17 protein-coding genes are annotated in these 23,444 nt (G+C 65.7%); 4 read left to right on the forward strand and 13 right to left on the reverse strand.

Annotated elements, in window-relative coordinates; genetic code table 11:
• Positions 1-37: 37 nt before the first annotated feature.
• The 5 genes from ROV93_RS04375 to betI all read right to left on the reverse strand — a co-directional run bounded on the left by ROV93_RS04375 (position 38) and on the right by betI (position 6,856).
• Positions 38-910 (reverse strand): crotonase/enoyl-CoA hydratase family protein, encoded by an 873-nt coding sequence (locus ROV93_RS04375; RefSeq protein ID WP_072168987.1) that lies wholly within the window; start codon positions 908-910, stop codon positions 38-40.
• A 161-nt stretch (positions 911-1,071) separates the two neighbouring features.
• Positions 1,072-2,748 (reverse strand): long-chain fatty acid--CoA ligase, encoded by a 1,677-nt coding sequence (locus tag ROV93_RS04380; RefSeq protein WP_065177624.1) that lies wholly within the window; start codon positions 2,746-2,748, stop codon positions 1,072-1,074.
• Positions 2,749-2,970: 222 nt separating this feature from the next.
• On the reverse strand, positions 2,971-4,653 hold the full coding sequence (betA, locus tag ROV93_RS04385; protein WP_072168986.1) for a choline dehydrogenase: 1,683 nt from the start codon (positions 4,651-4,653) through the stop codon (positions 2,971-2,973).
• Positions 4,654-4,754: 101 nt separating this feature from the next.
• Positions 4,755-6,227 carry a betaine-aldehyde dehydrogenase gene (gene betB, locus ROV93_RS04390; protein WP_072168985.1) on the reverse strand — a complete coding sequence of 491 codons (1,473 nt, stop codon included), beginning with the start codon at positions 6,225-6,227 and terminating at the stop codon, positions 4,755-4,757.
• A 38-nt stretch (positions 6,228-6,265) separates the two neighbouring features.
• Positions 6,266-6,856, reverse strand: a complete 591-nt coding sequence (gene betI, locus ROV93_RS04395; protein ID WP_072168984.1) for a transcriptional regulator BetI — start codon at positions 6,854-6,856, stop codon at positions 6,266-6,268.
• A gap of 170 nt (positions 6,857-7,026) precedes the next feature.
• On the opposite strand from betI, the gene ROV93_RS04400 reads away from it, so the two are divergent.
• On the forward strand, positions 7,027-8,577 hold the full coding sequence (locus ROV93_RS04400) for a BCCT family transporter (RefSeq protein WP_072168983.1): 1,551 nt from the start codon (positions 7,027-7,029) through the stop codon (positions 8,575-8,577).
• Positions 8,578-8,723: 146 nt separating this feature from the next.
• Here ROV93_RS04400 and acnA read toward each other — a convergent pair whose 3' ends face one another.
• Positions 8,724-11,477: an aconitate hydratase AcnA gene (gene acnA / locus ROV93_RS04405; RefSeq protein WP_072168982.1), complete on the reverse strand. Its 2,754-nt coding sequence runs from the start codon at positions 11,475-11,477 to the stop codon at positions 8,724-8,726.
• Positions 11,478-11,854: 377 nt separating this feature from the next.
• Complete coding sequence (gene bamE / locus ROV93_RS04410) at positions 11,855-12,214, reverse strand: outer membrane protein assembly factor BamE (RefSeq protein ID WP_069138623.1); 360 nt, start codon at positions 12,212-12,214, stop codon at positions 11,855-11,857.
• Positions 12,215-12,397: 183 nt separating this feature from the next.
• Between bamE and ROV93_RS04415 the strand changes: the two genes are divergently transcribed.
• Genes ROV93_RS04415 through acnB form a run of 3 tightly spaced genes read left to right on the forward strand, consistent with a single transcriptional unit; the run spans position 12,398 to position 15,663 of the window.
• Positions 12,398-12,622, forward strand: coding sequence for an AbrB/MazE/SpoVT family DNA-binding domain-containing protein (locus ROV93_RS04415; RefSeq protein WP_005409505.1), 225 nt, complete (start codon positions 12,398-12,400; stop codon positions 12,620-12,622).
• Between the two features lie 6 nt (positions 12,623-12,628).
• A complete protein-coding gene (locus ROV93_RS04420) occupies positions 12,629-13,027 on the forward strand; it encodes a type II toxin-antitoxin system VapC family toxin (protein WP_005416402.1) in 399 nt (132 codons plus the stop codon).
• A gap of 44 nt (positions 13,028-13,071) precedes the next feature.
• Complete coding sequence (acnB, locus tag ROV93_RS04425; protein ID WP_180890809.1) at positions 13,072-15,663, forward strand: bifunctional aconitate hydratase 2/2-methylisocitrate dehydratase; 2,592 nt, start codon at positions 13,072-13,074, stop codon at positions 15,661-15,663.
• Between the two features lie 144 nt (positions 15,664-15,807).
• Here acnB and ROV93_RS04430 read toward each other — a convergent pair whose 3' ends face one another.
• From ROV93_RS04430 to ROV93_RS04455, 6 genes are all read right to left on the reverse strand, one after another.
• A complete protein-coding gene (locus ROV93_RS04430) occupies positions 15,808-17,283 on the reverse strand; it encodes an XVIPCD domain-containing protein (RefSeq protein ID WP_072168980.1) in 1,476 nt (491 codons plus the stop codon).
• Positions 17,280-17,918, reverse strand: a complete 639-nt coding sequence (locus ROV93_RS04435; protein ID WP_072168979.1) for a hypothetical protein — start codon at positions 17,916-17,918, stop codon at positions 17,280-17,282. The genes ROV93_RS04430 and ROV93_RS04435 overlap by 4 nt, the downstream gene beginning before the upstream one ends.
• Positions 17,919-18,331: 413 nt before the next feature.
• Complete coding sequence (locus tag ROV93_RS04440) at positions 18,332-19,405, reverse strand: chemotaxis response regulator protein-glutamate methylesterase (RefSeq protein WP_072168978.1); 1,074 nt, start codon at positions 19,403-19,405, stop codon at positions 18,332-18,334.
• The gene (gene cheD / locus ROV93_RS04445; protein ID WP_014037083.1) at positions 19,402-19,998 is read right to left on the reverse strand and encodes a chemoreceptor glutamine deamidase CheD; all 597 of its coding nucleotides are present in this window, start codon (positions 19,996-19,998) and stop codon (positions 19,402-19,404) included. The genes ROV93_RS04440 and cheD overlap by 4 nt, the downstream gene beginning before the upstream one ends.
• Positions 19,995-20,864 carry a CheR family methyltransferase gene (locus ROV93_RS04450; protein ID WP_049416359.1) on the reverse strand — a complete coding sequence of 290 codons (870 nt, stop codon included), beginning with the start codon at positions 20,862-20,864 and terminating at the stop codon, positions 19,995-19,997. The genes cheD and ROV93_RS04450 overlap by 4 nt, the downstream gene beginning before the upstream one ends.
• Before the next feature lie 37 nt (positions 20,865-20,901).
• Entirely contained in the window at positions 20,902-23,172 is a 2,271-nt protein-coding gene (locus tag ROV93_RS04455) for a methyl-accepting chemotaxis protein (protein ID WP_072168977.1), read from the reverse strand.
• Positions 23,173-23,444 lie beyond the last annotated feature (272 nt).

Genomic DNA, 23,444 nt, shown 5'->3' on the forward strand with positions numbered 1-23,444 from the left:
CCAACCGGGCTTGAACCCATCCTGGGGGAGGGATGAATCAGGCCGCGTCGAGGCTGGCGCGACGGGTCTGGGCCTTGATCAGGCGGTCCATGGTGCGCAGCGAACGGTCGCCGAGGGCCAGGGCGGAATCGACCCATACCTTGGTGATCTCCAGCAGTTCGTCGTAGCTGACCGGCTGGGCGATGGCGCGTGCGGCGTTCATCGCCAGATAGGACTGCGGTGTGCGCTGCTGCTGGCGGATCAGGTCTTCCACCGCCGCCCGGCCTTCGCCCTTCTTCACCAGCACGTCGACCACGCCCATCGCATGCATCTCCTCGGCGCTGTAGACCCGGCCGTCGAGGATGATCTTCTCGGCCAGGTGGGGGGACACGCGCCTGCACAGGAAGGAGTACGCACCCATGCCCGGGAACAGGCCGAACAGCACCTCCGGCAGGCCCAGTCCGCTGCCTTCCTCGGCGACGATGGTGTGGCAGGCCAGGGCCATTTCCAGGCCGCCGCCGAGGGCGTCACCCTGGATCAGCGCGATCGAACGGACGTCGCCGCCGAACCCGGTGTGCAGGTGGTGCACGCCCTCCACGCAGCGCTGGGCATAGTTCAGCAGGAGGTCGCGGTTGCCTTCGCGGATCAGGCGTGTGAACAGGTCCAGGTCGCCGCCCAGATTGTAGGCGACGGCATCGGAGGCCAGCACGAAATGCCGCAATGTTCCGCTGTGGCGTTCGGCAGGGCTGCGGGTGATGGCCGCCATGTAGCTCCACATCTCGTCGAGCATGTCCTTGCGGCAGCAGGGGCGGATCCCAGTGGCGGCATCGGCGTGCATGAACAGCCAGTGGGCAGCGCCGTCGGCGCTGTCTTCGGTGCGGATGGTGGCGAACGGTGAGCCGCTTGAAGGCAGCTTTTCGATGGTACTCATGGAAGGGTCCTCGGCATGCGGCCCGCAGTGTCAGGTGGGTGGCCGGCGGGCCGAACGGTCCACACACGCGGCGATGCTACACCGCCCCAGGGGCGTCGCATGCGAAAGGGCCCGGGACGTTTCCGCCCCGGGCCCTGCATCGTTCAAATTGCCGCAAACCCTTACTGGGCGGGCGTATCGCGGAGTTCGCGACGGAGGATCTTGCCGACATTGGTCTTCGGCAGCTCCTTTCGGAATTCAACGATTTTGGGGTGCTTGTAGCCGGTCAGGTTGGCCCGGGCATGCTCCTTGACCATTTCGGCGGTCAGGTTCGGGTCCTTCTTCACGATGACCACCTTGACCACTTCCCCGGACTTTTCGTCCGGCACGCCGACCGCGGCCACTTCCAGCACGCCCGGCATCATCGCGATCACGTCCTCGACTTCATTCGGGTACACGTTGAAGCCGGACACCAGGATCATGTCCTTCTTGCGGTCGACGATGTAGAAGAAGCCGTGTTCGTCCATCTTCGCCATGTCGCCGGTATGCAACCAGCCGTCGGCATCGATCGCCTTGGCGGTTTCCTCCGGGCGCTGCCAGTAGCCCTTCATCACCTGCGGGCCCTTGATGCAGAGCTCGCCGACCTCGCCCAGCGGCAGGATGGCGCTGTTGTCGTCCTTGATGCAGGCATCGGTGGACGGGATCGGCAGGCCGATCGAGCCGTTGTATTCGGTCAGGGTGAGCGGGTTGATGCAGGCCGCCGGCGAGGTCTCGGTCAGGCCATACGCCTCGACCAGGGTCACCCCGGTGACCTTCTTCCAACGCTCGGCCACGGCGCGTTGCACCGCCATGCCGCCGCCCAGGGTGACCTTCAGCGAGGAAAAGTCGACCGTGTCGAAGCCGGGGGTGTTGAGCAGGCCATTGAACAGCGTGTTGACGCCGGTGATGGCGGTGAAGCGCACCGACTTGAGCTCCTTGACGAAGCCCTTCATGTCACGCGGATTGGTGATCAGGTGGTTGCAGCCACCGAACTTCATGAAGACCAGCCCGTTCGCGGTCAGTGCGAAGATGTGGTACAGCGGCAGGGCGGTGATGATCCACTCCTTGCCCATCTCGATGCCCGACGCACTGATCCAGGCCGAGGCCTGCTGCATGTTGGCGATCAGGTTGCGGTTGGTCAGCATCGCGCCCTTGGCCACGCCGGTGGTGCCGCCGGTGTACTGCAGGAATGCAATGTCGTCGTGGTCGATCTCGACCTGGGGCAGGCTGTGGCGGCTGCCGATCTTCAGCGCCTGGCGGAAGCGCACCGCGCCCTTGAGATGGTAGTTGGGCACCATCTTCTTGATGTACTTCAGCACGAAGTTGACGATCACGCCCTTGGCGCCAAGCAGGTCGCCCAGGCCGGTGGTGATCACGTGCTTGACCGGCGTATCGGCGATGACCTGCTCGACGGTGTCGCCGAAGTTGTCGACCACCACCAGTGCGGTCACGCCGGCATCGATCAGCTGGTGCTTGAGCTCGCGCGCGGTGTACAACGGATTGACATTGACCACGGTCAGGCCGGCGCGCAGCACGCCGAAGGTGGCCACCGGGTACTGCAGGCAGTTGGGCATCATCAGGGCGACGCGGTCACCCTTCTTGAGCTTGAGCTCTCCCAGCAGGTAGGCCGCGAACTGATTGACCAGCGCGTCGGTCTCGCCATAGGTGAGGACCTTGCCGAAGCTGGAGTAGGCGGGACGGTCGCGGAATTTCGCGACGGAAGCGTCGAAGACCGAAGCTACCGAATGGAACTCGTTGACGTCGATCTCGGCGGGAACGCCTTTCGGATAGCTCTGCAGCCAGGGACGATCCAGACTCATATTCCCCCTCCAGGAATCGTGATGTATTAGGTTCCGGCCCTGAGCGTATCGACAACGGCCGGTCATTGCAGCATACCCCGCCGTAGGGAAAACGCGAAGAGGCCCCGAAGGGCCTCTTTGCTGGGTAGTGCCGGCCGCTGGCCGGCATCTGTGCTCGATCGGGATTCCGGTTGGTGCCGGCCAGCGGCCGGCACTACCGTGGCGCCAACCGGGCCGCTTGCGTCAGCCCTGCTTGCGCACCGGTGCGCCGTTGGCCTTGTAGTACGGCGCAGTGCTGCGGGCCAGCGGGGTGCGGCCGCGGATCACGTCGGCCAGCTTCTCGGCCATCATGATGGTCGGCGCGTTGAGGTTGCCGGTCACCACCTGCGGCATGATCGAGGCATCGACGATGCGGAGGCCTTCCAGGCCGTGCACGCGACCCTGGCCATCGACCACCGCCATCGGGTCATCGGCATGGCCCATCTTGTTCGAGCACGACGGGTGGTAGGCGGTCTCGGCATGCTCGCGCACGAATGCATCGATCTGCGCGTCGGTCTGCAGTGCACTGCCCGGCGAGATCTCGCGGCCGCTGTACGGGGCCAGCGCCGGCTGCGCGAAGATCTCGCGGGTGATGCGGATCGCCGCGCGGAATTCGCGCCAGTCCTGCTCGTGCGACATGTAGTTGAACAGGATGCTCGGATGTTCGCGCGGGTCCTTCGAGCGCACATGGATGCGGCCACGGCTGGGCGAGCGCATCGAGCCGACGTGCATCTGGAAGCTGTGCGCCTTGATCGGGTTGGAGCCGTTGTAGTTGATCGCCACCGGCAGGAAGTGGTACTGCAGGTTCGGCCAGTCGAACTCGGCGTCGCTGCGGATGAAGCCACCGGCCTCGAACTGGTTGCTGGCGCCGATGCCGGTGCCCAGGAACAGCCACTCGGCACCGATCGCCGGCTGGTTGTACAGCTTCAGCGCCGGCGCCAGCGACACCGGCTTCTTGCATTCGTACTGCAGGTACATCTCAAGGTGATCCTGCAGGTTGGCGCCGACGCCCGGCAGGTGGTGCACCAGGTCGATGTCGAGGCTGCGCAGCAGGTCGGCCGGGCCGACGCCCGAGCGCTGCAGGATCTGCGGCGAGGCGATGGCGCCGCCGCACAGCAGCACCTCGCGGCGGGCGGTGGCACGCTGCGGCTGGTCGTGGTGCAGCCACTGCACGCCCACCGCGCGCTTGCCCGAGAAGAGGATGCGGTCGGTCAGCGCGTGGGTGACGATGGTCAGGTTCGGGCGTGGCTTGGCCAGGTCCAGGTAGCCGCGGGCGGTGCTGGAACGACGGCCGTTCGGGGTCACCGTGCGGTCCATCGGGCCGAAGCCTTCCTGCTGGTAGCCGTTGAGGTCGTCGGTGCGCGGGTAGCCGGCCTGCACGCCGGCTTCGACCATCGCAGCGAACAGTTCGTTGTTGCCGGCCTTCGGCGTGGTCACGCGCAGCGGGCCGTCACCGCCGTGGTAGTCATTAGGGCCGATGTCGCGGGTTTCGGCCTTGCGGAAGTAGGGCAGGCAGTCCAGGTAGGTCCAGTCTTCCAGGCCCGGCATGCTGGCCCAGTTGTCGTAGTCCATCGCGTTGCCGCGGATGTAGCACATGCCGTTGATCAGCGACGAGCCACCCAGGCCCTTGCCGCGGCCGCAGTCCATGCGGCGGTTGTTCATGAAGGGCTCCGGATCGGTCTTGTACGCCCAGTTGTAGCGCTTGCCCTGCAGCGGGAAGGCCAGCGCCGCCGGCATCTGGGTACGGAAGTCGAGCCGGTAGTCCGGGCCACCGGCTTCCAGCAGCAGCACGCTGACATCGGCATCTTCGGTGAGGCGGGTCGCCAGCACGTTGCCGGCCGAACCGGCGCCGATGATGATGTAGTCGTACTCGTTATGGGTGCTCATGGGTGTCTCCTGCAGGCCGGGGCGCGCTGCATGCAGGCGTCCCGGCGGAATGTCGGATCGGCGCGGAGGCCGGACGATGGGGCGTGCTCGGGGCGCGCCGGTCAGAACACGCTGGCGTAGTCGCCCAGCTCGACCTGCACCGACTTGATGCGGGTGTAGTGGCCGAGGGTGGAGATACCGTTCTCGCGGCCGACGCCGGATTCCTTGTAGCCACCGACCGGCATTTCGGCCGGCGATTCACCCCAGGTGTTGATCCAGCAGATGCCGGCTTCCAGGCGATGGATGATGCGGTGGGCGCGGCTGATGTCCTTGCTGACCACGCCGGCGGCGAGGCCGAAGGTGGTGTCGTTGGCACGACGCACCACTTCGTCTTCGTCGTCATAGGCGAGGATGCTCATCACCGGCCCGAAGATCTCTTCCTTGACGATGGTCATGTCATCGCGGCAGTCGGAGAACACGGTCGGCAGCACGTAGGCGCCGTTGGCCAGCGCGCCTTCGGTGGCACGGCCGCCGCCGGTCAGCAGGCGGGCACCTTCGGCCTTGCCACTCTCGATGTAGCGCAGCACGTTTTCCATGTGCGGGAAGCTGGTCAGCGGGCCGAAGTTGGTCTCGGCGGCCATCGGGTCGCCGATGCGGATGCGCTTGACGCGCTCGACGACGGCCGCCTCGAATGCGGCCAGCATGCTGCGCGGCACGAACACGCGGGTGCCGTTGGTGCAGACCTGGCCGGAGCTGAAGAAGTTGGCCATCACCGCGATGTCGGCGGCGCGGTCCAGGTCGGCGTCGTCGCAGATCACCAGCGGCGACTTGCCGCCCAGCTCCATGGTCACTTCCTTCAGCGACGAGGACGCCGCGCTGGCCATGACCTTCTTGCCAGTGGCGACGCCACCGGTGAAGGAGATCTTTTCGATCACCGGGTGCTCGGTCAGCCACTGGCCGATCTCGCGGCCCGGGCCCTGCACGACGTTGAACACGCCGGCCGGCACGCCGGCTTCGGTGTAGATTTCGGCCAGCCGGATCGCGGTCAGCGGGGTCACTTCGGACGGCTTGAACACCATCGCGTTGCCCGCGGCCAGCGCCGGTGCCGACTTCCACATGGCGATCTGGATGGGGTAGTTCCAGGCACCGATGCCGGCGACCACGCCCAGCGGCTCGCGACGGGTGTAGAAGAAGCTCGATTCGCGCAGCGGCAACTGGATGCCTTCGATGGCGGTGGCCAGGCCGGCGTAGTACTCGACCACGTCGGCACCGGTGACGATGTCCACGGTGGTGGTCTCGGCCAGCGCCTTGCCGGTGTCCAGGGTTTCCAGGTGGGCCAGTTCGTCGTTGCGCTCGCGCAGGAGCTCGACGGCGCGGCGCAGGATGCGCGAGCGCTCCATGGCGGTCATCGCGGCCCACACCTTCTGGCCTTCGGCTGCGCTCTGCACGGCACGTTCGACGTCGGCCTGGCTGGCGACCTGCACCTCGGCGATCACCTCGCCGGTGGCCGGGTTGACGGTCTTGAAGGTCTTGCCGCTGGTGGCATCGACGCGCTGGCCGTGGATGTAGAGCTGTTGGACGGGCAGGGTGGACATGGGGCGTACTCCTTGGAAGGGGGCGGGTGCTGAAGCGCTTATAGCGCGGCAGCCTGCAACTGGAAGTCGATGTAGCCGTAAGCGATGCGCCGGGACTTCTCGGCGTTGAACTGGCCGCCGACCAGGCTGCCGCGCAGCCACAGGCCATCGATCATCGCGGCCAGGCCGCGGGCGGCCAGGCGGGCCTGCGGGTGGGGCAGCAGGTGGTTGAACTGGTGGCACAGGTTGGAGAACAGGCGCTGGTCGTTGGCGCGCTGGAGCCGGGCCAGTTCCGGCTGGTGCATGCTGGCGGCCCAGAAGGTGAGCCAGACGCGCATCGCGGTGCCGTTGATCTGGCTGTCGTCGAAGTTGCCATCGACGATGGCGCGCAGCTGCTCGCGCGGGTTGTCGCTGGCGTCGGCGCGGTAGCGGGCGACGGCGTCCTTCAGTTCGCGCAGGATCTGCCGCATTGCAGCATTGAGCAGGCCGTCCTTGTCGCCGAAGTAGTGGGCGACGATGCCGCTGGACAACCCCGCCTTCTTCGCGATGGTGGCGACGGTGGCATCGGCCATGCCGATCTCGTCGATGGTCTGGAAAGTGGCCCGGATCAGCTGTTCGCGCCGTACCGGTTCCACGCCTTTCTTCGGCATTGTCTCTCCACGGTTTGCGACCCGAAGGATCGGGCTGCCCGCCATTATGCTTTTTATTGATTGAACGTTCAATCAATAAACCCTAGGATGCGCTCGCGCCCCACGCCATGGGCCCGGTTTACCGGTCCGGCCCCGCCCATGTGCTCCCTCGGACTTGATGAGACGACCCCATGTCTTCCCTGGCTCATCCCAAGCGCTCGCCCCTGCGCTTGAACCGTTTTGTCTTCCTCAGCTCCTCGGTGTCGATCGGCATCCTCGGGCTGCTCACCGTTCTCTATCCCGAAGGCAGCGAGCACTGGCTGCAATGGGCGCAGGCCGAGGTCTCGGCCGCGTTCGGCTGGTGGTACATGCTGCTGATCGTGCTGTGCCTGGGCTTCGTGCTGTGGCTGGCGTTCTCGCCGTACGGCCGCATCCGCCTGGGCCACAACGAGGAATCACCGGCCTTCGGCTACGTGGCCTGGGTCTCGATGCTGTTCTCGGCGGGCATCGGCATCGCGCTGCTGTACTACGGCGCCTACGAGCCGCTGGATCATTTCCTCAATCCGCCCGGGCAGCCCGGCGGCACCGTGGCCGCCGGCCGCGAGGCGATGGTGCTGACCTTCCTGCACTGGGGCCTGCATGGCTGGGCGCTGTATGCGCTGGTCGGCGTGGCACTGGGCTATTTCGCCTATCGCCGGGACCTGCCGCTGGCGCTGCGCTCTGCGTTGTACCCGGTCTTCGGTGAGCGCATTCATGGCCGCATCGGCGACATGGTCGATGGCTTCGGCATCCTGGCCACGCTGATCTCGATGGTGACCAACCTCGGCATCGGCGCGCTGGTGGTGCAGTCCGGCCTGGTCTACCTGTTCCACATCCCGGATACACCGCAGGTGCTGGTGGCGATCGTGCTGGTTATGATGGTCGTGGCCACCATCGGCGTGGTCGCTGGCGTGGAAAAAGGCATTGCCTGGCTGTCCAACCTCAACGTGCGCCTGCTGTGCGGCCTGCTGCTGTTCGTGCTGGTCACCGGCCCGACCCTGCACCTGTTCGACGGCCTGATCCAGAACACCGGCGATTATCTCGGCGCGTTCGTGCGCAAGAGCTTCGACATGTACCTCAACGATCCCAAGGGCCGTGAGTGGATGGGGGCGTGGACGCTGTTCTACTGGGCGTGGTGGATCGCCTGGGCGCCGTTCGTCGGCCTTTTCGTGGCGCGCATCTCGCGCGGCCGCACCATCCGCGAAGTGATCTTGGGCGTGCTGCTGATCCCGCTCGGCTTCACCCTGGCCTGGCTGTCGATCTTCGGCAACACCGCCATCGACCTGGTGCTCAACCATGGCCAGGCGATCCTCGGTGACGTGGCCCAGCACGATGCAGCGATGACCTTGTTCAAGCTGCTGGAATACCTGCCTGCGGCGCCGTACGTGGCCGGTGCTGCGGTGGTGATCGGCTTCGTGCTGTTCCTGACCCCGGTCGACTCGGGCACGCTGATGATCGCCAACCTGTGCACGCGTCGCGTTGACGATGGCGTGGAAGATGGCCATGACGCGCCGATCTGGCTGCGCGTGTTCTGGGCCGCCGGCATCACTGTGGCCAGCGTCGGCCTACTGCTGGCTGGCAATTTCAGCGCGATGCAGACCGCGGTGGTGCTGTGCGGCCTGCCGTTCTCGTTCACCCTGGCGTTCTACATGTGGGGCCTGTTGAAGGCCCTGCGCACCGACCCGGATGCGCCGCGCCGGTGATCGCTTCTGTAGAGCCGAGCCCATGCTCGGCTGCTGTTGGCGCAGAAGCAGCCGAGCGCAGGCTCGGCTCTACAAGGGCATCGCAAACGCAAAGGGCCGGATCCGCAAGGATCCGGCCCTTTCCTCAATCGGGCGCAGCCGCGCCGTTACTTGGCTGCCAGCTGGCGCAGCACGTACTGCAGCAAGCCACCATGGCGGAAGTACTCGACTTCCTTCGGGGTCAGCAGCATCACCGAGACCTCAAAGGTCTTCTTCGTGCCATCGGCCTTGGTCGCGGTGACCGTGGCGCGCTTGCTGGCACCGTCCTGCAGGCCGGTGATGTCGATCACTTCCGAGCCGTCCAGGCCCAGCGTCTGTGCGTTCTCGCCGTTGCGGAACTGCAGCGGCAGCACGCCCATGCCGACCAGGTTGGAGCGGTGGATGCGCTCGAAGCTCTCGGCGATGACCGCCTTCACCCCCAGCAGCAGGGTGCCCTTGGCCGCCCAGTCACGCGACGAGCCGGTGCCGTATTCCTTGCCGGCCAGCACCACCAGCGGCACCTTGTCGGCCTTGTACTTCATGGCCGCATCGTAGATCGCCAGCTTCTCCGGCTGGCCACCACCGGCCGGGTAGTACAGGGTGTTGCCGCCTTCCTCGCCACCGAACATCAGGTTCTTGATGCGGATGTTGGCGAAGGTGCCGCGGACCATCACGTCATCGTTGCCGCGACGGCTGCCGTAGCTGTTGAAGTCGGCCGGCTGCACGCCGCGCTCCTGCAGGAAGCGGCCTGCCGGCGAGTCCTTCTTGATGTTGCCGGCCGGGGAAATGTGGTCGGTGGTAATCGAGTCGCCGAACAGGCCCATCACGCGTGCGCCGTGCACGTCGTCGATGCTGCCGGTCTGCATGGTCATGCCATCGAAGTAGGGCGGGTTCTTGATGTAGGTGGAGGCGTCGCTCCACGCGTACAGGTTGCCGTCCGGCGAGGCGATGGTGTTCCAGCGGGTATCGCCCTTGAACACATCGGCGTAGTTCTGCTTGAACATCTCCGGGCCAATGGTGGCGGCGATGACGTCGCCGATTTCCTTGTTGCTCGGCCAGATGTCGCGCAGGAACACGGGCTGGCCGTCGCTGCCGGTGCCGAGCGGCTGGGTGGTCAGGTCGATGTCGGTGGTGCCGGCGATGGCATAGGCCACCACCAGCGGCGGGCTGGCCAGGTAGTTCATCTTCACTTCGGGGTGCACGCGGCCCTCGAAGTTGCGGTTGCCTGACAGCACCGAGGTCACCACCAGGTCGCCGGCGGCGATGCCGGCGCTGACTTCGGTCGGCAGCGGGCCGGAGTTGCCGATGCAGGTGGTGCAGCCGTAGCCGACCACGTAGAAGCCGATCTTCTCCAGCTCCTTCAGCACACCGGCCTTTTCCAGGTAGTCGGTGACCACGCGCGAGCCCGGGCCGAGCGAGGTCTTGACCCACGGCTGGCGGTTCAGGCCCTTGGCGGCCGCATTGCGGGCCAGCAGGCCGGCACCGATCATCACCGCCGGGTTGGAGGTGTTGGTGCACGAGGTGATGGCCGCGATCACCACCGCGCCATCCTTCAGCCGCACCTTGCGGCCTTCGATCTCGATGTCGGCGAAGCCTTTGGCCAGCTGCTCGTTGCCGACGGCGGCGCCGCCGCCTTCGTTGACGAAGGTGGCAACGTCCTCGCTGCGCTTGTCACGGTTGGCGGTCATGCCGACCAGCGCTTCGCGGTAGTTCTTCTGCACGTCTTCCAGCAGGACGCGGTCCTGCGGGCGCTTCGGGCCGGCCAGCGACGGCTTCACCGTGCCCATGTCCAGTTCCAGCGTGCTGCTGTACTGGGCGTGCGGGCTGCCCGGTTCGTGCCACAGGCCCTGCGCCTTGGCATAGGCCTCGACCAGGTTGATCTGCTCTTCGCTGCGACCGGACAGGCGCAGGTAGTTCAGCGATTCGGCGTCGATCGGGAAGATGCCGCAGGTGGCGCCGTATTCCGGGGCCATGTTGCCGATGGTGGCGCGGTCGGCCAGTGGCAGGTGCTGCAGGCCGTCACCGTAGAACTCGACGAACTTGCCGACCACGCCCAGCTTGCGCAGCATCTGGGTGACGGTCAGCACCAGGTCGGTGGCGGTGGCGCCTTCGGGCAGCTTGCCGGTCAGCTTGAAGCCGACGACCTGCGGAATCAGCATCGACGATGGCTGGCCGAGCATGGCGGCCTCGGCTTCGATGCCACCCACGCCCCAGCCGAGCACGCCGATGCCGTTGATCATGGTGGTATGGCTGTCGGTACCGAACACGGTGTCGGGGTAGGCAATGTCCTTGCCATCCTTCTGCGCGGTCATCACCACGCGGGCCAGGTTCTCCAGGTTCACCTGGTGGACGATGCCGGTGTTGGGCGGCACCACCTTGAAGTTGTCGAAGGCCTTCTGTCCCCAGCGCAGGAAGCCGTAGCGTTCCTGGTTGCGCTGGAACTCGATCTTGCCGTTGAGGTCCAGCGCGTCGGGCTTTCCGAACACATCGACCTGCACCGAGTGGTCGATGACCAGTTCGGAGGGAATCTGCGGGTTGATCTGCTCCGGCTTGCCGCCGAGCTTGACGACGGCGTCGCGCATCGCGGCCAGGTCGACCACGCAGGGCACGCCAGTGAAGTCCTGCAGGACCACGCGCGCCGGCATGAAGGCGATCTCGGTGTCCGGCTCGGCCGCCGGGTTCCAGCGGGCCACGGCTTCGATGTGGTCCTTGCCGACGGTGATGCCGCCGTCCTCGTGCCGGAGCAGGTTCTCCAGCAGGATCTTCATCGAGTAGGGCAGGTGGGAGATATCGAAGCGCTGGCCCAGCGTGGGCAGGCTGAAGTAGTCGTAGGTCTTGCCACCGACATTCAGCTGGCTGCGGGTGGAGAACGAATCGCTCATGCGGGTTAACTCCTTCTTGCGGATGGCTTGCAGTGGCCCGCGCATGGGCAGGCCTGCTTGCGGTGGCCGGCAGTCCGTGCCGCCGGGCAGAAGGCCAGTATCGCCGATGCCGTCGGGGCCGCAGAACTGCGGGCTCAGAACGCAAGGTTATAAATTCGTATGTAGTTTTCGTGTCATGGCGCCGCCGGACTTAGTGCGGGCTGACAGGCTCGAGGCAGTGCCGTATGGCGCCGGGGGACAGGTGGAGGGCAGCATGGGGGGGGCTGCAGGCGCTGGGGGCGGAGCCGAGCTGAGCGATGGTCATCGTGGCGGTCGAGGCGTTCTTGACCGGGCACGGGGGGCGCGCCGCCGACGGGCAGCGCGCCAGTCAGTGGCGATCAGCCACCCAGGAACGGATTGCCGGTCTTGGCGGGAGCCGCGCCCTTGGATTTCACCTTGAGTACGTTGTCCTTGCCGAACTCAAAGACGGTCGATTCCTGCACGTTCTTTCCGAAGTGCTTGATCTTGGCGTAGTCGTAGTACCAGACCTGGGTGTCGCCAAGCTGCTCACGACGCGTCGGCGCTCCAAACTTCTCGCGGACCTGGTCCTGGGTCGCCTTGCCCACCTCCAGCTCGTCCAGTTGCTTCTGGGTGATCTCAGTGCCGGTGGTGTGGGCCGCGAACGGATTGGCGTGGGCCGGGCCTGCGGCCAGGGCCAGGGGGGTGGCCAGAGCCAGGGTCAGAATGAATGCGCGCATTGAACGTCCTTTTATGAGAGAGGGGGCGTGCGGTGCCGGAGTGTCCCGGCCCGGTACAGCGAGGGCTGCCCGGCCAGTCTAGCGGTCGAATGCGACTGGTTCTGGTTCAAGGTCACAATTCGCCCGATTTGAGGTGTTTACGTCAGGTATGTATAATTCATACATACTTTTTGAGGCCTACCCATGGAAGCCACCGTTGCAGAACGCGGACAGATCACCCTGCCCAAGGCGGTGCGCGATGCCCTCGGCCTGACCAAGGGCACGCTGCTGAAGGTCGAGCTGGACGGCAGCCGCATCATCCTGCGCAAGAGTGTTGACGATGCCATTTCACGGGCGCGCGGCAAGTTCGCGCTGGACGGCTTCGAGTCGTCCGACGCGGCCGTGCGCGCGGTGCGTGACGAGGAGTAAGCCGTGATGATCGCCGTCGATTCGCCGGTACTGGTCGAACTGCTCAGCAACGGCCCGCAGGCCGATGCCGTGGAGGCCATCCTCCGGCAGAGCCTGGTCGGTGGCCGCGTGGTGGTCTGTGGCGCGACTCTGGCCGAAGTGTGCGCATCGCTGCGCGGTGGTGCCGAAGTGCTCGAAGCACTGGAAGAGATGGGCGTGCACTTCAACCCGATGGAGGCCAAGTCGGCGCTGCGCGCCGGCGAGATGCACCGCCGTCATCGCCAGCGCGGTGGCAGCCGCCGCAGCCTGGACGAATTCATGGTCGGCGCCCATGCACTGCTGCAGTGCGATGGCCTGATCACCTGGAACGATACGTTTTACCGCGACTACTTCAAGGGCCTGAAGCTGATCGTGCCGCACGCCTGAGCCCACTTTTGATTTTTCAACCTACGCATTACCCGGGAGTTGTCATGTTGGAAGCCTACCGCCACCACGTCGCCGAGCGCGCTGCGCTTGGCATCCCGCCGCTGCCGCTGAGCGCGCAGCAGACGGCCGATGTCATCGAACTGCTGAAGAACCCGCCGCAGGGCGAGGCCGAGTTCCTGCTCGACCTGCTGACCCACCGCGTGCCGGCCGGCGTCGATGACGCAGCCAAGGTCAAGGCGTCGTACCTGGCGGCGATCGCCCTGGGCAGCGAGCAGAACCCGCTGATCAGCCGCGAGCGCGCCACCGAACTGCTGGGCACCATGCTTGGCGGCTACAACGTTGCACCGCTGGTGCAGCTGCTGGACGACGCCAGCGTCGGCACCATCGCTGCCAACGGCCTGAAGAAGACCCTGCTGGTGTTCGATGCGTTCCATGACGTGCAGGAGAAAGCGAAGGCCGGCAACGCCAACGCCCAGGCCGTGCTGCAGAGCTGGGCCGAGGCTGAGTGGTTCACCAGCAACCCGGAAGTGCCGCAGAGCCTGACCGTCACCGTGTTCAAGGTGCCGGGCGAAACCAACACCGATGACCTGTCGCCAGCACCGGACGCGACCACCCGCCCGGACATTCCGATGCACGCCCTGGCGATGCTGAAGAACAAGCGCGACGACGCGCCGTTCACCCCGGAAGAAGACGGCAAGCGCGGCCCGATCCAGCAGATCCTGTCGCTGAAGGACAAGGGCCACCTGGTCGCCTACGTCGGCGACGTGGTCGGCACCGGCTCCTCGCGCAAGTCGGCCACCAACAGCGTGCTGTGGTGGACCGGCGATGACATTCCGTACATCCCGAACAAGCGCGCCGGTGGCGTGTGCCTGGGCGGCAAGATCGCCCCGATCTTCTACAACACCATGGAAGATGCCGGTGCGCTGCCGATCGAGCTGGACGTGTCGAAGATGGAGCACGGCGATGTCATCGAGCTGCGTCCGTACGAAGGCAAGGCGCTGAAGAACGGCGAAGTGATCGCCGAGTTCCAGGTCAAGTCCGACGTGCTGTTCGACGAGGTGCGTGCCGGTGGCCGCATCCCGCTGATCATCGGTCGTGGCCTGACCGGCAAGGCGCGCGAAGCGCTGGGCCTGGCCCCGACCGACCTGTTCCGCCTGCCGGTGCAGCCGGCCGATACCGGCAAGGGCTTCTCGCTGGCGCAGAAGATGGTCGGCCGCGCCTGTGGCCTGCCGGAAGGCAAGGGCATGCGCCCGGGCACCTACTGCGAACCGAAGATGACCTCGGTCGGCTCGCAGGACACTACCGGCCCGATGACCCGTGACGAGCTGAAGGACCTGGCCTGCCTGGGCTTCTCGGCCGACCTGGTGATGCAGTCGTTCTGCCACACTGCCGCTTACCCGAAGCCGGTGGACGTCAAGACCCACCACACCCTGCCGGAGTTCATCTCCACCCGTGGCGGCGTTTCGCTGCGCCCGGGCGACGGCGTGATCCACAGCTGGCTCAACCGCATGCTGCTGCCGGACACCGTCGGTACCGGTGGTGATTCGCACACCCGTTTCCCGGTGGGTATTTCGTTCCCGGCCGGCTCGGGCCTGGTCGCCTTCGCTGCCGCCACCGGCGTGATGCCGCTGGACATGCCGGAGTCGGTGCTGGTGCGCTTCAAGGGCAAGATGCAGCCGGGCGTGACCCTGCGTGACCTGGTCAACGCGATCCCGCTGTACGCGATCAAGTCGGGCCTGCTGACCGTGGCCAAGGCGGGCAAGAAGAACATCTTCTCCGGCCGTATCCTGGAAATCGAAGGCCTGCCGGATCTGAAGGTCGAACAGGCGTTCGAACTGTCCGACGCCTCGGCCGAGCGTTCGGCGGCCGGTTGCTCGGTGCGCCTGAACAAGGAGCCGATCATCGAGTACCTGACCAGCAACATCACCCTGCTGAAGTGGATGATTGCCGAGGGTTACCAGGATCCGCGCTCGCTGCAGCGCCGTATCGAGAAGATGGAAGCGTGGCTGGCCAACCCGCAGCTGCTGGAGCCGGATGCGGACGCCGAGTACGCCGCCGTCATCGAGATCGACCTGGCCGACATCCACGAGCCGATCGTGGCCTGCCCGAACGACCCGGACGACGTGAAGACCCTGTCCGAAGTGGCCGGTGCCAAGATCGACGAGGTGTTCATCGGTTCGTGCATGACCAACATCGGCCACTTCCGCGCCGCTGCCAAGCTGCTGGAAGGCAAGCGTGACCTGCCGACCCGCCTGTGGGTGGCCCCGCCGACCAAGATGGACGCCTCGGAACTGACCAAGGAAGGCGTGTACGGCACCTTCGGTGCTACCGGCGCTCGTATGGAAATGCCGGGCTGCTCGCTGTGCATGGGCAACCAGGCGCAGATCCGCGAAGGTTCCACCGCGATGTCGACCTCGACCCGCAACTTCCCGAACCGTCTGGGCCGCAACACCAACGTGTACCTGGGTTCGGCGGAACTGGCGGCGATCTGCTCGCGTCTGGGCCGCATCCCGACCAAGGAGGAGTACATGGCGGACATCGGCGTGATCAACGCCAATGGTGCGGAGATCTACCGCTACATGAACTTCGACCAGATCGAGGAATACCAGGACGTGGCCAGCACGGTCGCTGCCTGATGCGGTAACGGAAAACCCCCGGCTCGCGCCGGGGGTTTTTTGTGAGCGGACGACGCATGGTAGTGCCGGCCGCTGGCCGGCATCCCGTTGAAATGAAAAATCCCCGGTGAGAGCCGGGTTTTTCATTGTGCCCGGCCAGGTGGCCTAGCCCATCCGCCTCGCCGTGAGGACCTGCTCGTGGGCGAGGTCCTGCTGGGCGACCTGCTGTGCCTGCGAAATCTGCTCGGCCTTGGCGAGCGACTGTTCTACGGGCGTATTGACGGCCTCACTGATTGGAACCGACGCCCGCAGGTGTGCTGGATTGTCGAGCGCTCCCTGCACAACGAACATGCGAGAGACTGAGCCATCGCTGGGTGAATTGCCCAGTACAACATGATCGACGTGTTCCAGGCCGCTGCCCTTGGCCGCCGCAAGCAGGCCGGCCGTCACGCGCTCACTGGTTTCATCGAAGCTGCGCCCGTGCCTGGCATCCACGGTGGATACGCCCTCGCGAATCTGCCGGTAGAGCGCATGGTCTGGATGGCCTTCCTTCCTGGGATCCTGGCCTGCCTTGTCCAAGGTTGATTCAATGCTCTCCTGTAAAGGGTTCTTGGGAGAGAAAGCGGGATTGCTGAGAGAGGGCGAGCCCTTGCCGGTTGCATCCTGGATCAGTTGCTCCCCCGGCTTGAGCGCATTCTGGGCCCGCTGCTCCGCTTCAGCCTCGCGGCGGGCGTATGCACCGGCTTCCTCGACACCGCGCAGGAAATTGATACCGTCGCGCAGCAGACCGGGCCCGCCGCCGACAAGCACGGTCGCACCCGCACGCAGTTGATGAACATCACTGCGGTAGTCGGCAATCCGGCGCAGGTCCTCAGGATCCGTGACCCGCGCCTGTGGGTTGTCCAGTACAGATTGCACCGGACCCTTGTCGGTCATGCGATCAAGGAAATGAACCACTCGATGGGAGTCGCCCAACTGGACCGCCACCGCGGCGGACATGACATGGCCGCTCTTCATCCCGGGTGTTCCGATCGAGGCGATGCGCTGGCCGTGCTCGGCGTTGCGCAGGATCTCCAGTTCCCTGGGCAGCGCATACATCTCGACCTTGCCGTAATGGGGACCGCCGGCACTGACCAGGTCGCCTGCCATCACATGGTTGGTGAAGGGGGCCGCGTTGGCTGGCTGGCCTTCAGGAAGGCGATATGCCAGCCCGGCGGCACCGTAGGGATTGAACGCGTCGCCGGGGAGGTTGTAGTGGTGTGCAGTGATCTGCGCGAGCGCGCCGCCCAAGGAGTGGCCGGTGACGTGTACTGGCCCGGCTCCCCTTTCTTCGGCCAGCCTGAGGGCTTGCTTTGTCAGCGCCAGCGCGTCAGTCAGTTGCGCGTTGAATCTGGCGGTGACCATCGCGGCGTCGATGCCGCCATCAAGCATGGGCTGACGATCAAACTCGGTACCGCGATGGGCGACGATGACTTCCTTTGTATTGATGTTGAGGTAGACAATACCCTGATATCCGCTCCCAGAGTCACGACAAGCGAGGACCTCATACTTTGTTCCGCCGACGGTGATGTCGGAACTGACGGGCGGAAGCGGGTCCTTATAGACATCGTCCGAAAGCGCCGCGCTTTCTTTAGGATTCATTGCGATGCTCCTTCAATCCGTGTGGAGACTTCGATTGGAAAGTATTCCTCGCGCTTCTCTGGGGGCATCTTTTCGTACCAACTTGAAGGCTCGGTTGGCGTCCGCTCTGTCGACTGTCCTGTGGTCAAGGGCGGCAATGCGCGCTTTACGTAAGCAGTGAAGGTTCTCCCGCCCTCAATTTCCGTGAATAGTGCTGCGACGGACGCTCGGATTGGGCGATCATCGATGATGAAGGGGAATGAAGCTTCCACAAGCACGGGTGTCCAAGTGCACGGGCCACGACCGTAATAGTCGGCAACTTCCATACCGTCGTTGAAAACAGCACTGCTGAATTCAGTTGCACTGAGGCGCTGTGCCTGAACCTCAACCTTGTGCTGGTTCGGCTCGTACTGCACCCCCTCCCAATTGTTGACCGGAGGCAGACAGAGTGGGTCTATCTCATACGTGACGAAGACCGAAGGAACGGGGACATCCACGGGTGCATCGTGGACCCGAATCACAATCGGCAGCGCATCTCTGGGCGCAGGATTCTCGCGATAGACCGGGAACGAGCGTTCCTTGTTGCAGCCTGCAACAACCAGTGTGATCAAGGCGATCAACGCAACATGAGCAAGGCTGGGGACGAATTTCAGCATGAGCGGTCCGTGTCGCTGCAGGATTGTCCTTGATCCTTGGAACATGCGGACTCATCACGGACGATGGCGCCATATCTGGGCAAATGCGACAGGTTGCGCAGTGGGTATTGTCCGTTACCCGGACTTCCCACCCTGTGTACCCGAGCAGCGCGGCCTTGCGGGGTAACGTTCATCGGCGTTCCATTGCTGTGCGATACCTGACTATACGACCCGCTCCAGCCGCGCTCCAGTCGGTGTCCTGCGGGCCTCCCGTTTGCCGCGCATGGCTTGCGGCAGGATCAGATCTCGATCAGCGCCGTTGAAACATCAATGGTCGAAAGTGCTGGCGGCGGATCGGCAATTGAGCCTGACGTCTCTTGGAGGTGTCCAGCAGGGAGCGGAGCCGAGCGTGGGCTCGGCTCTACAGGGGCCTGTCAGCCGCGGGCGAGGGCGAGCAACCGCTCGGCGACCCGCTCCAGCGGCACCTGTTCCTCGGCAGCGCCCAGCTTGAACGCGGCACCGGGCATGCCCCACACCACGCTGGTCGCTTCGTCCTGCACCAGCGTCGGCGCGCCGGCCTGGCGCATTTCCAGCAGGCCGCGCGCACCGTCGTCACCCATGCCGGTGAGGATGGCACCGATGGCATTGCCACCGGCGCTCTGCGCGACCGAGCGGAACAGCACGTCCACCGCGGGCTTGTGCCGGTTTACCGCCGGGCCGTCGTCGATGCGGCAGCGCCAGCGCGCACCGTCGCGGATGATGCGCAGGTGCTTGCCGCCGGGTGGCAGGTAGGCGTGGCCGGGCAGTACTGCTTCGCCGTCGCTGGCCTCGCGCACGGCCATCGCCGAATGGCGGTCCAGTCGCTCGGCGAAGGCGCTGCTGAAGCTAGCCGGCAGGTGTTGGGTCATCACCACGGCGGGTGCATCGGCAGGCATGCCTTCCAGCACCACGCGCAGCGCTTCGGTGCCACCGGCCGACGAGCCGATCGCGATCAGGCGGTCGGTGGTGCGGAACTGCGGCGAGGCAGCACGCATCGCCGGCGTTGCGTCCAGCGTGAGCTTGGGGGCGCTGGCACGCACCAGCGGGCGCACGCGCGAGCGCGCCGCCATCTTGACCTTGGCGATGATCTCCTCGGCATAGCCCTGCAGGCCACGGGCCACGTCCAGCTTGGGCTTGGAGACGAAATCCACGGCGCCCAGCGCCAGTGCCTGCAGGGTGGTGTCGGCGCCTCGCTCGGTCAGCGAGGAAATCATCACCACCGGCAGCGGATGCAGGCGCATCAGGTTTTCCAGGAACGCCAGCCCGTCCATGCGCGGCATTTCCACGTCCAGGGTGATCACGTCCGGGAGCAGGCGCTTGATCTTCTCGCGCGCCAGCAGCGGGTCAGCCGCGGTGCCGACCACGTCGATGGCCGGGTCGCTGGACAGGATTTCCGTGAGCATCTGCCGCACGACGGCGGAGTCGTCGACGATCAGGACCCGGCAGGGGGCGTTGCCGGTGAAGGTCATTCGAACAGCTCCACGCCACCGGTGACCGGCGCCTTGGACAGGCGCGCACGCACCGCCGATTCGGTGGCGGCCACCTCGGCCTCATGCGCATGCGGCAGGCGCTGCACCACCACGCGGCCGGTATCGGCGAAGAACCAGATCTTGCGCGGATGGATGCCGCACAGGTCCTCGGCAATGATCGGAATGTGCTCGGCCTGAAGGTACTGGCGGACGAACTCGGCGTTGCGGGTGCCAACCGGGTTGCTGGTGAAGCCCTTCAGCACGTTGGCGCCACCGAACACCTTGGCCTCGATACGCTTGCGGTGGGCACCACGCTTGAGCATGTCGTTGATCAGCAGTTCCATCGCGTAGCTGCCGTAGCGCGCGGGCGCGCCGTCACCGGCGTTGCCCTCGGGCAGCAGGAAGTGGTTCATGCCGCCGATCTTCAGCACCGGGTCGCGCAGGCAGGCGGCTACGCACGAGCCCAGCGTGGTGGTCAGCGCGGTGGTGTCATCGACCACCAGGTACTGGGTGGGCAGCAGCTTGGCGGCGATGGTCTGGAAGCGCGCATCCTGGTAGCGCATCACATCGTCGGTACGCAGCGAAGCATTCATGCGCCGGCCTTCGCCGCACGGCGGTACAGGGTGCGGCCGCAGGGCTGGATCAGGTCGGCGGCGTGCAGATAGTTCTCCGAATGGCCGGTGTAGAGCAGGCCGTCATCGGCCAGGTGCTGCACCAGACGGCCGAGGATCGCGCGCTGGGTCGGCTTGTCGAAGTAGATCATCACGTTGCGGCAGAACAGTGCGTCGAACGGGCCACCGACGTCGTAGCGCGGGGCGAGCAGGTTCAACGGGCGGAATTCGATCAGCTCGCGCAGCGCAGGCAGTACGCGGCACTGTCCCTCGTTGGGGCCGCTGCCACGCTGGAAGTAGCGGCGGCGCAGGTCCGGATCGAGGCTGGCGACGCGATCGATGTTGTAGACGCCGCGGCCGGCGGTGGCCAGCACCTGGGTGTCGACGTCGGTGGCGATGATGCGCACCGGCGGCTTCAGGGTGCCAAAGGCCTCGCACGCGGTGATCGCCATCGAGTAGGGCTCTTCGCCAGTGGACGCTGCGCACGACCACAGCAGCAACGGCGTGCGGCTGGAGCGCTGCTGCAGTTCTTCGCGCAGCTTGTCGAAGTGGTGCGGTTCGCGGAAGAACGAGGTCAGATTGGTGGTCAAGGCGTTGGTGAACGCCTGCCACTCGTCACCATCTTCCTGTTCCAGATGGTCCAGGTACTGCTGGAAGCTGCGCATGCCCAGCGTGCGCAGGCGGCGCGACAGGCGGCCGTAGACCATGTCGCGCTTTGCCGGCGCAAGCGCAATGCCCACGCGCTGGTAGATCAGGTCGCAGACGCGGCGGAAATCACGGTCGGCGAACTCGAATTCGCGTGGGCCGGTAACGATGGGAGTAGGACTTTGCACGGGGGACGTGTCCATCGGCGGGGGCGGCGGCCGAAGCCGCCACGGGTGGGTCTCAGAATTCCTGCCAGTCGCTGTCGCTGGCGGCGAAGGTGCTGGCGTTGCTGCTGCGACGTACCGGCGCGGGGGTGCTGGTCGGCTGCGGACGTGCCACGGTGGTGATGCGCGCCGGTTCCACGCGCTCGGCGACAGCCTTCACTGCGGCCGAGACCTGGTTGTCGAGCCGGAAGATCGCCACGGCATCTGCAAGCTGTGCGGCCTGGTCTTCCATCGCACGTGCGGCAGCGGTGGCTTCCTCCACCAGTGCGGCGTTCTGCTGGGTGGTTTCGTCCATCTGCACCACGGTCTGATTGACCTGCTCGATGCCCGCGCTCTGTTCCTGTGAGGCCGCGGAGATTTCGGCCATGATGTCGGTGACGCGCTGCACCGAGGCGACGATCTCGCCCATGGTGGCGCCGGCCTTGTGCACCAGCGCCGAGCCATCGTTGACCTTGCCGACCGAGTCGTCGATCAGGCCCTTGATCTCCTTGGCGGCAGCGGCTGAGCGCTGGGCGAGGGTGCGCACTTCGCTGGCGACCACGGCGAAGCCGCGGCCCTGTTCACCGGCACGCGCGGCTTCCACGGCGGCATTCAGCGCCAGGATGTTGGTCTGGAACGCAATGCCGTCGATGACGCTGATGATCTCGGCGATCTTCTTCGACGAGGCTTCGATGGCGGACATGGTGGTGACCACCTGGCCGACGACCTCGCCACCTTGCGAGGCGACGCCATGGGCGCCGATGGCGAGCTGGTTGGCCTGGCGGGCGTGCTCGGCGTTCTGGCGCACGGTGGAGGTCAGTTCCTCCATCGAGGCGGCGGTTTCCTCCAGGTTGGCGGCCTGCTGCTCGGTACGGCGCGACAGGTCGCTGTTGCCCGAGGCGATCTCGCCGGCGGCCAGGGTGATGCTGGAGGCGCTGGCCTGGATCTGGCCGACGATCTGGGTCAGCTGCGCGACCGTGGCGTTGGCATCGTCGCGCATGCGGGCGAACACGCCCTGGTAGTCGCCGTGCATGCGCGCGGTCAAGTCACCTTCGGCGATGGCCGACAGCAGCTGCGACAGCTTGCCGAGGTTGTCATCGCTGACCGCCATCATCGCGTTGAGGTTTTCCAGCATCAGGCGGAAATCGTGGTCGAAGCGCTGCGCATCGCCACGGCGGCTGAAGTCGCCGGCAGCGGCGGCGCTGGCCAACTGCTTGATCTCGGCGTTGATGCGGCCGAGGTTGGCCTTGACGGTGTCGACGGTGGTGGTCATCGCCGCCTTCTCGCCCGGGTAGCGGGCGATGTCGCGGCTCAGGTCACCGACCGCGTACTGCTGCACCACGTCCAGCACATCGTGCAGGGTCTGCACGTGGCTACCCACCAGGGCGTTGGTTTCCTGCACCATCAGCCCGTATTCGCCGGGGAAGGCGCTGGCGTCGATGCGGTAGCTGAGTTCGCCACCGTCGTGGCGGCGGGCCATTTCGCGCTGGCCGGTGATGACCGCATGCAACTGCTGCTGCATGCCGGCCATGGCGTCCAGCAGGCGACCGGTTTCATCGTGCGGCTGCGGTCCGATGTGGCTGTCGAGCTTGCCGGCGGCGATGCCTTCGGCGACGGCTGTGGCCTGCTTCAGCGGTACCGCGATGCGGTTGCCGATGACCCAGCTCAGGGCCAGTACGATCAGCACCAGGACGCCGCCGGAGACTGCCATGATGGCGGTGAACACCAGCGCCTGCTTCTGCACGTCGTCCATGTAGACGCCACTGCTGACCACCCAGTTCCACGGCGCGAACAGTCCGGCGTACGCGACCTTCTCCACGTCGCCCTTGCTGCCCGGCTTGGCCCAGCGGTAGTTGACGAAGCCGCCACCGGCCTTGGCCGCTTCGACCTGGTCGTAGTAGATGCGCACACCATCGTCGGTGCGGAAGTCCTTCATGTCTTTGCCGACCAGGTCCTTGCGGAACGGGTGCATCAGCAGCCGGTAGCCGGTGTCGTAGACGTTGAAATAGTAGGTATCGTTCTCTGCACGCATCACTTCCAGTGCCTGCAGCGCGGCGCGCTTGGCAGCCTCTTCGCTGAGTTCGCCGGTACTGGCCAGACGGTGGTAGTGCTGGAGGATGCCGTAGCTCAGCTCGACCTGGGTCTTCAGTGCGGCCTTGCGGGTCTCGGTGAGATCCAGGTACTGCATGCGGGCGGCGATCACCGAGAGCGCGATCACGCCGAGCGCGATGAGCAGCGTCAGCAGGTTGAGCTTGCGCCGGACGGAAAGATTGCGGAAGTAGTGTTGCCAGCGATGCAGGAGATTCATCGAGCAGGACCCGGTTGAAGCAGGCGGGCGGCGCCGAGCCGGTCACGGCGGGACAAGCGGTGACAACCCCGTTATCGGCCGTCAGGGCGGGGGATTGAGGTGCGGTGTCCGAACGTATTCAGGTTTCCGTGCAGCGGCGGCTGCGGCGCTGCCTGCGGCGCTGCCTGCGGCAGGCTGGTTTTGAAGCAACAGCAACAGCAACAGCAACAGCAGTTGGTCGGCGCTGGATTGTCAGTAGGTGGCTGGGCCGGGGTGGGCAGCCAGGACACGCC

This window comes from Stenotrophomonas maltophilia group sp. msm4 (genome assembly GCF_032025605.1).
GTDB classification, from domain to species: domain Bacteria; phylum Pseudomonadota; class Gammaproteobacteria; order Xanthomonadales; family Xanthomonadaceae; genus Stenotrophomonas; species Stenotrophomonas sepilia.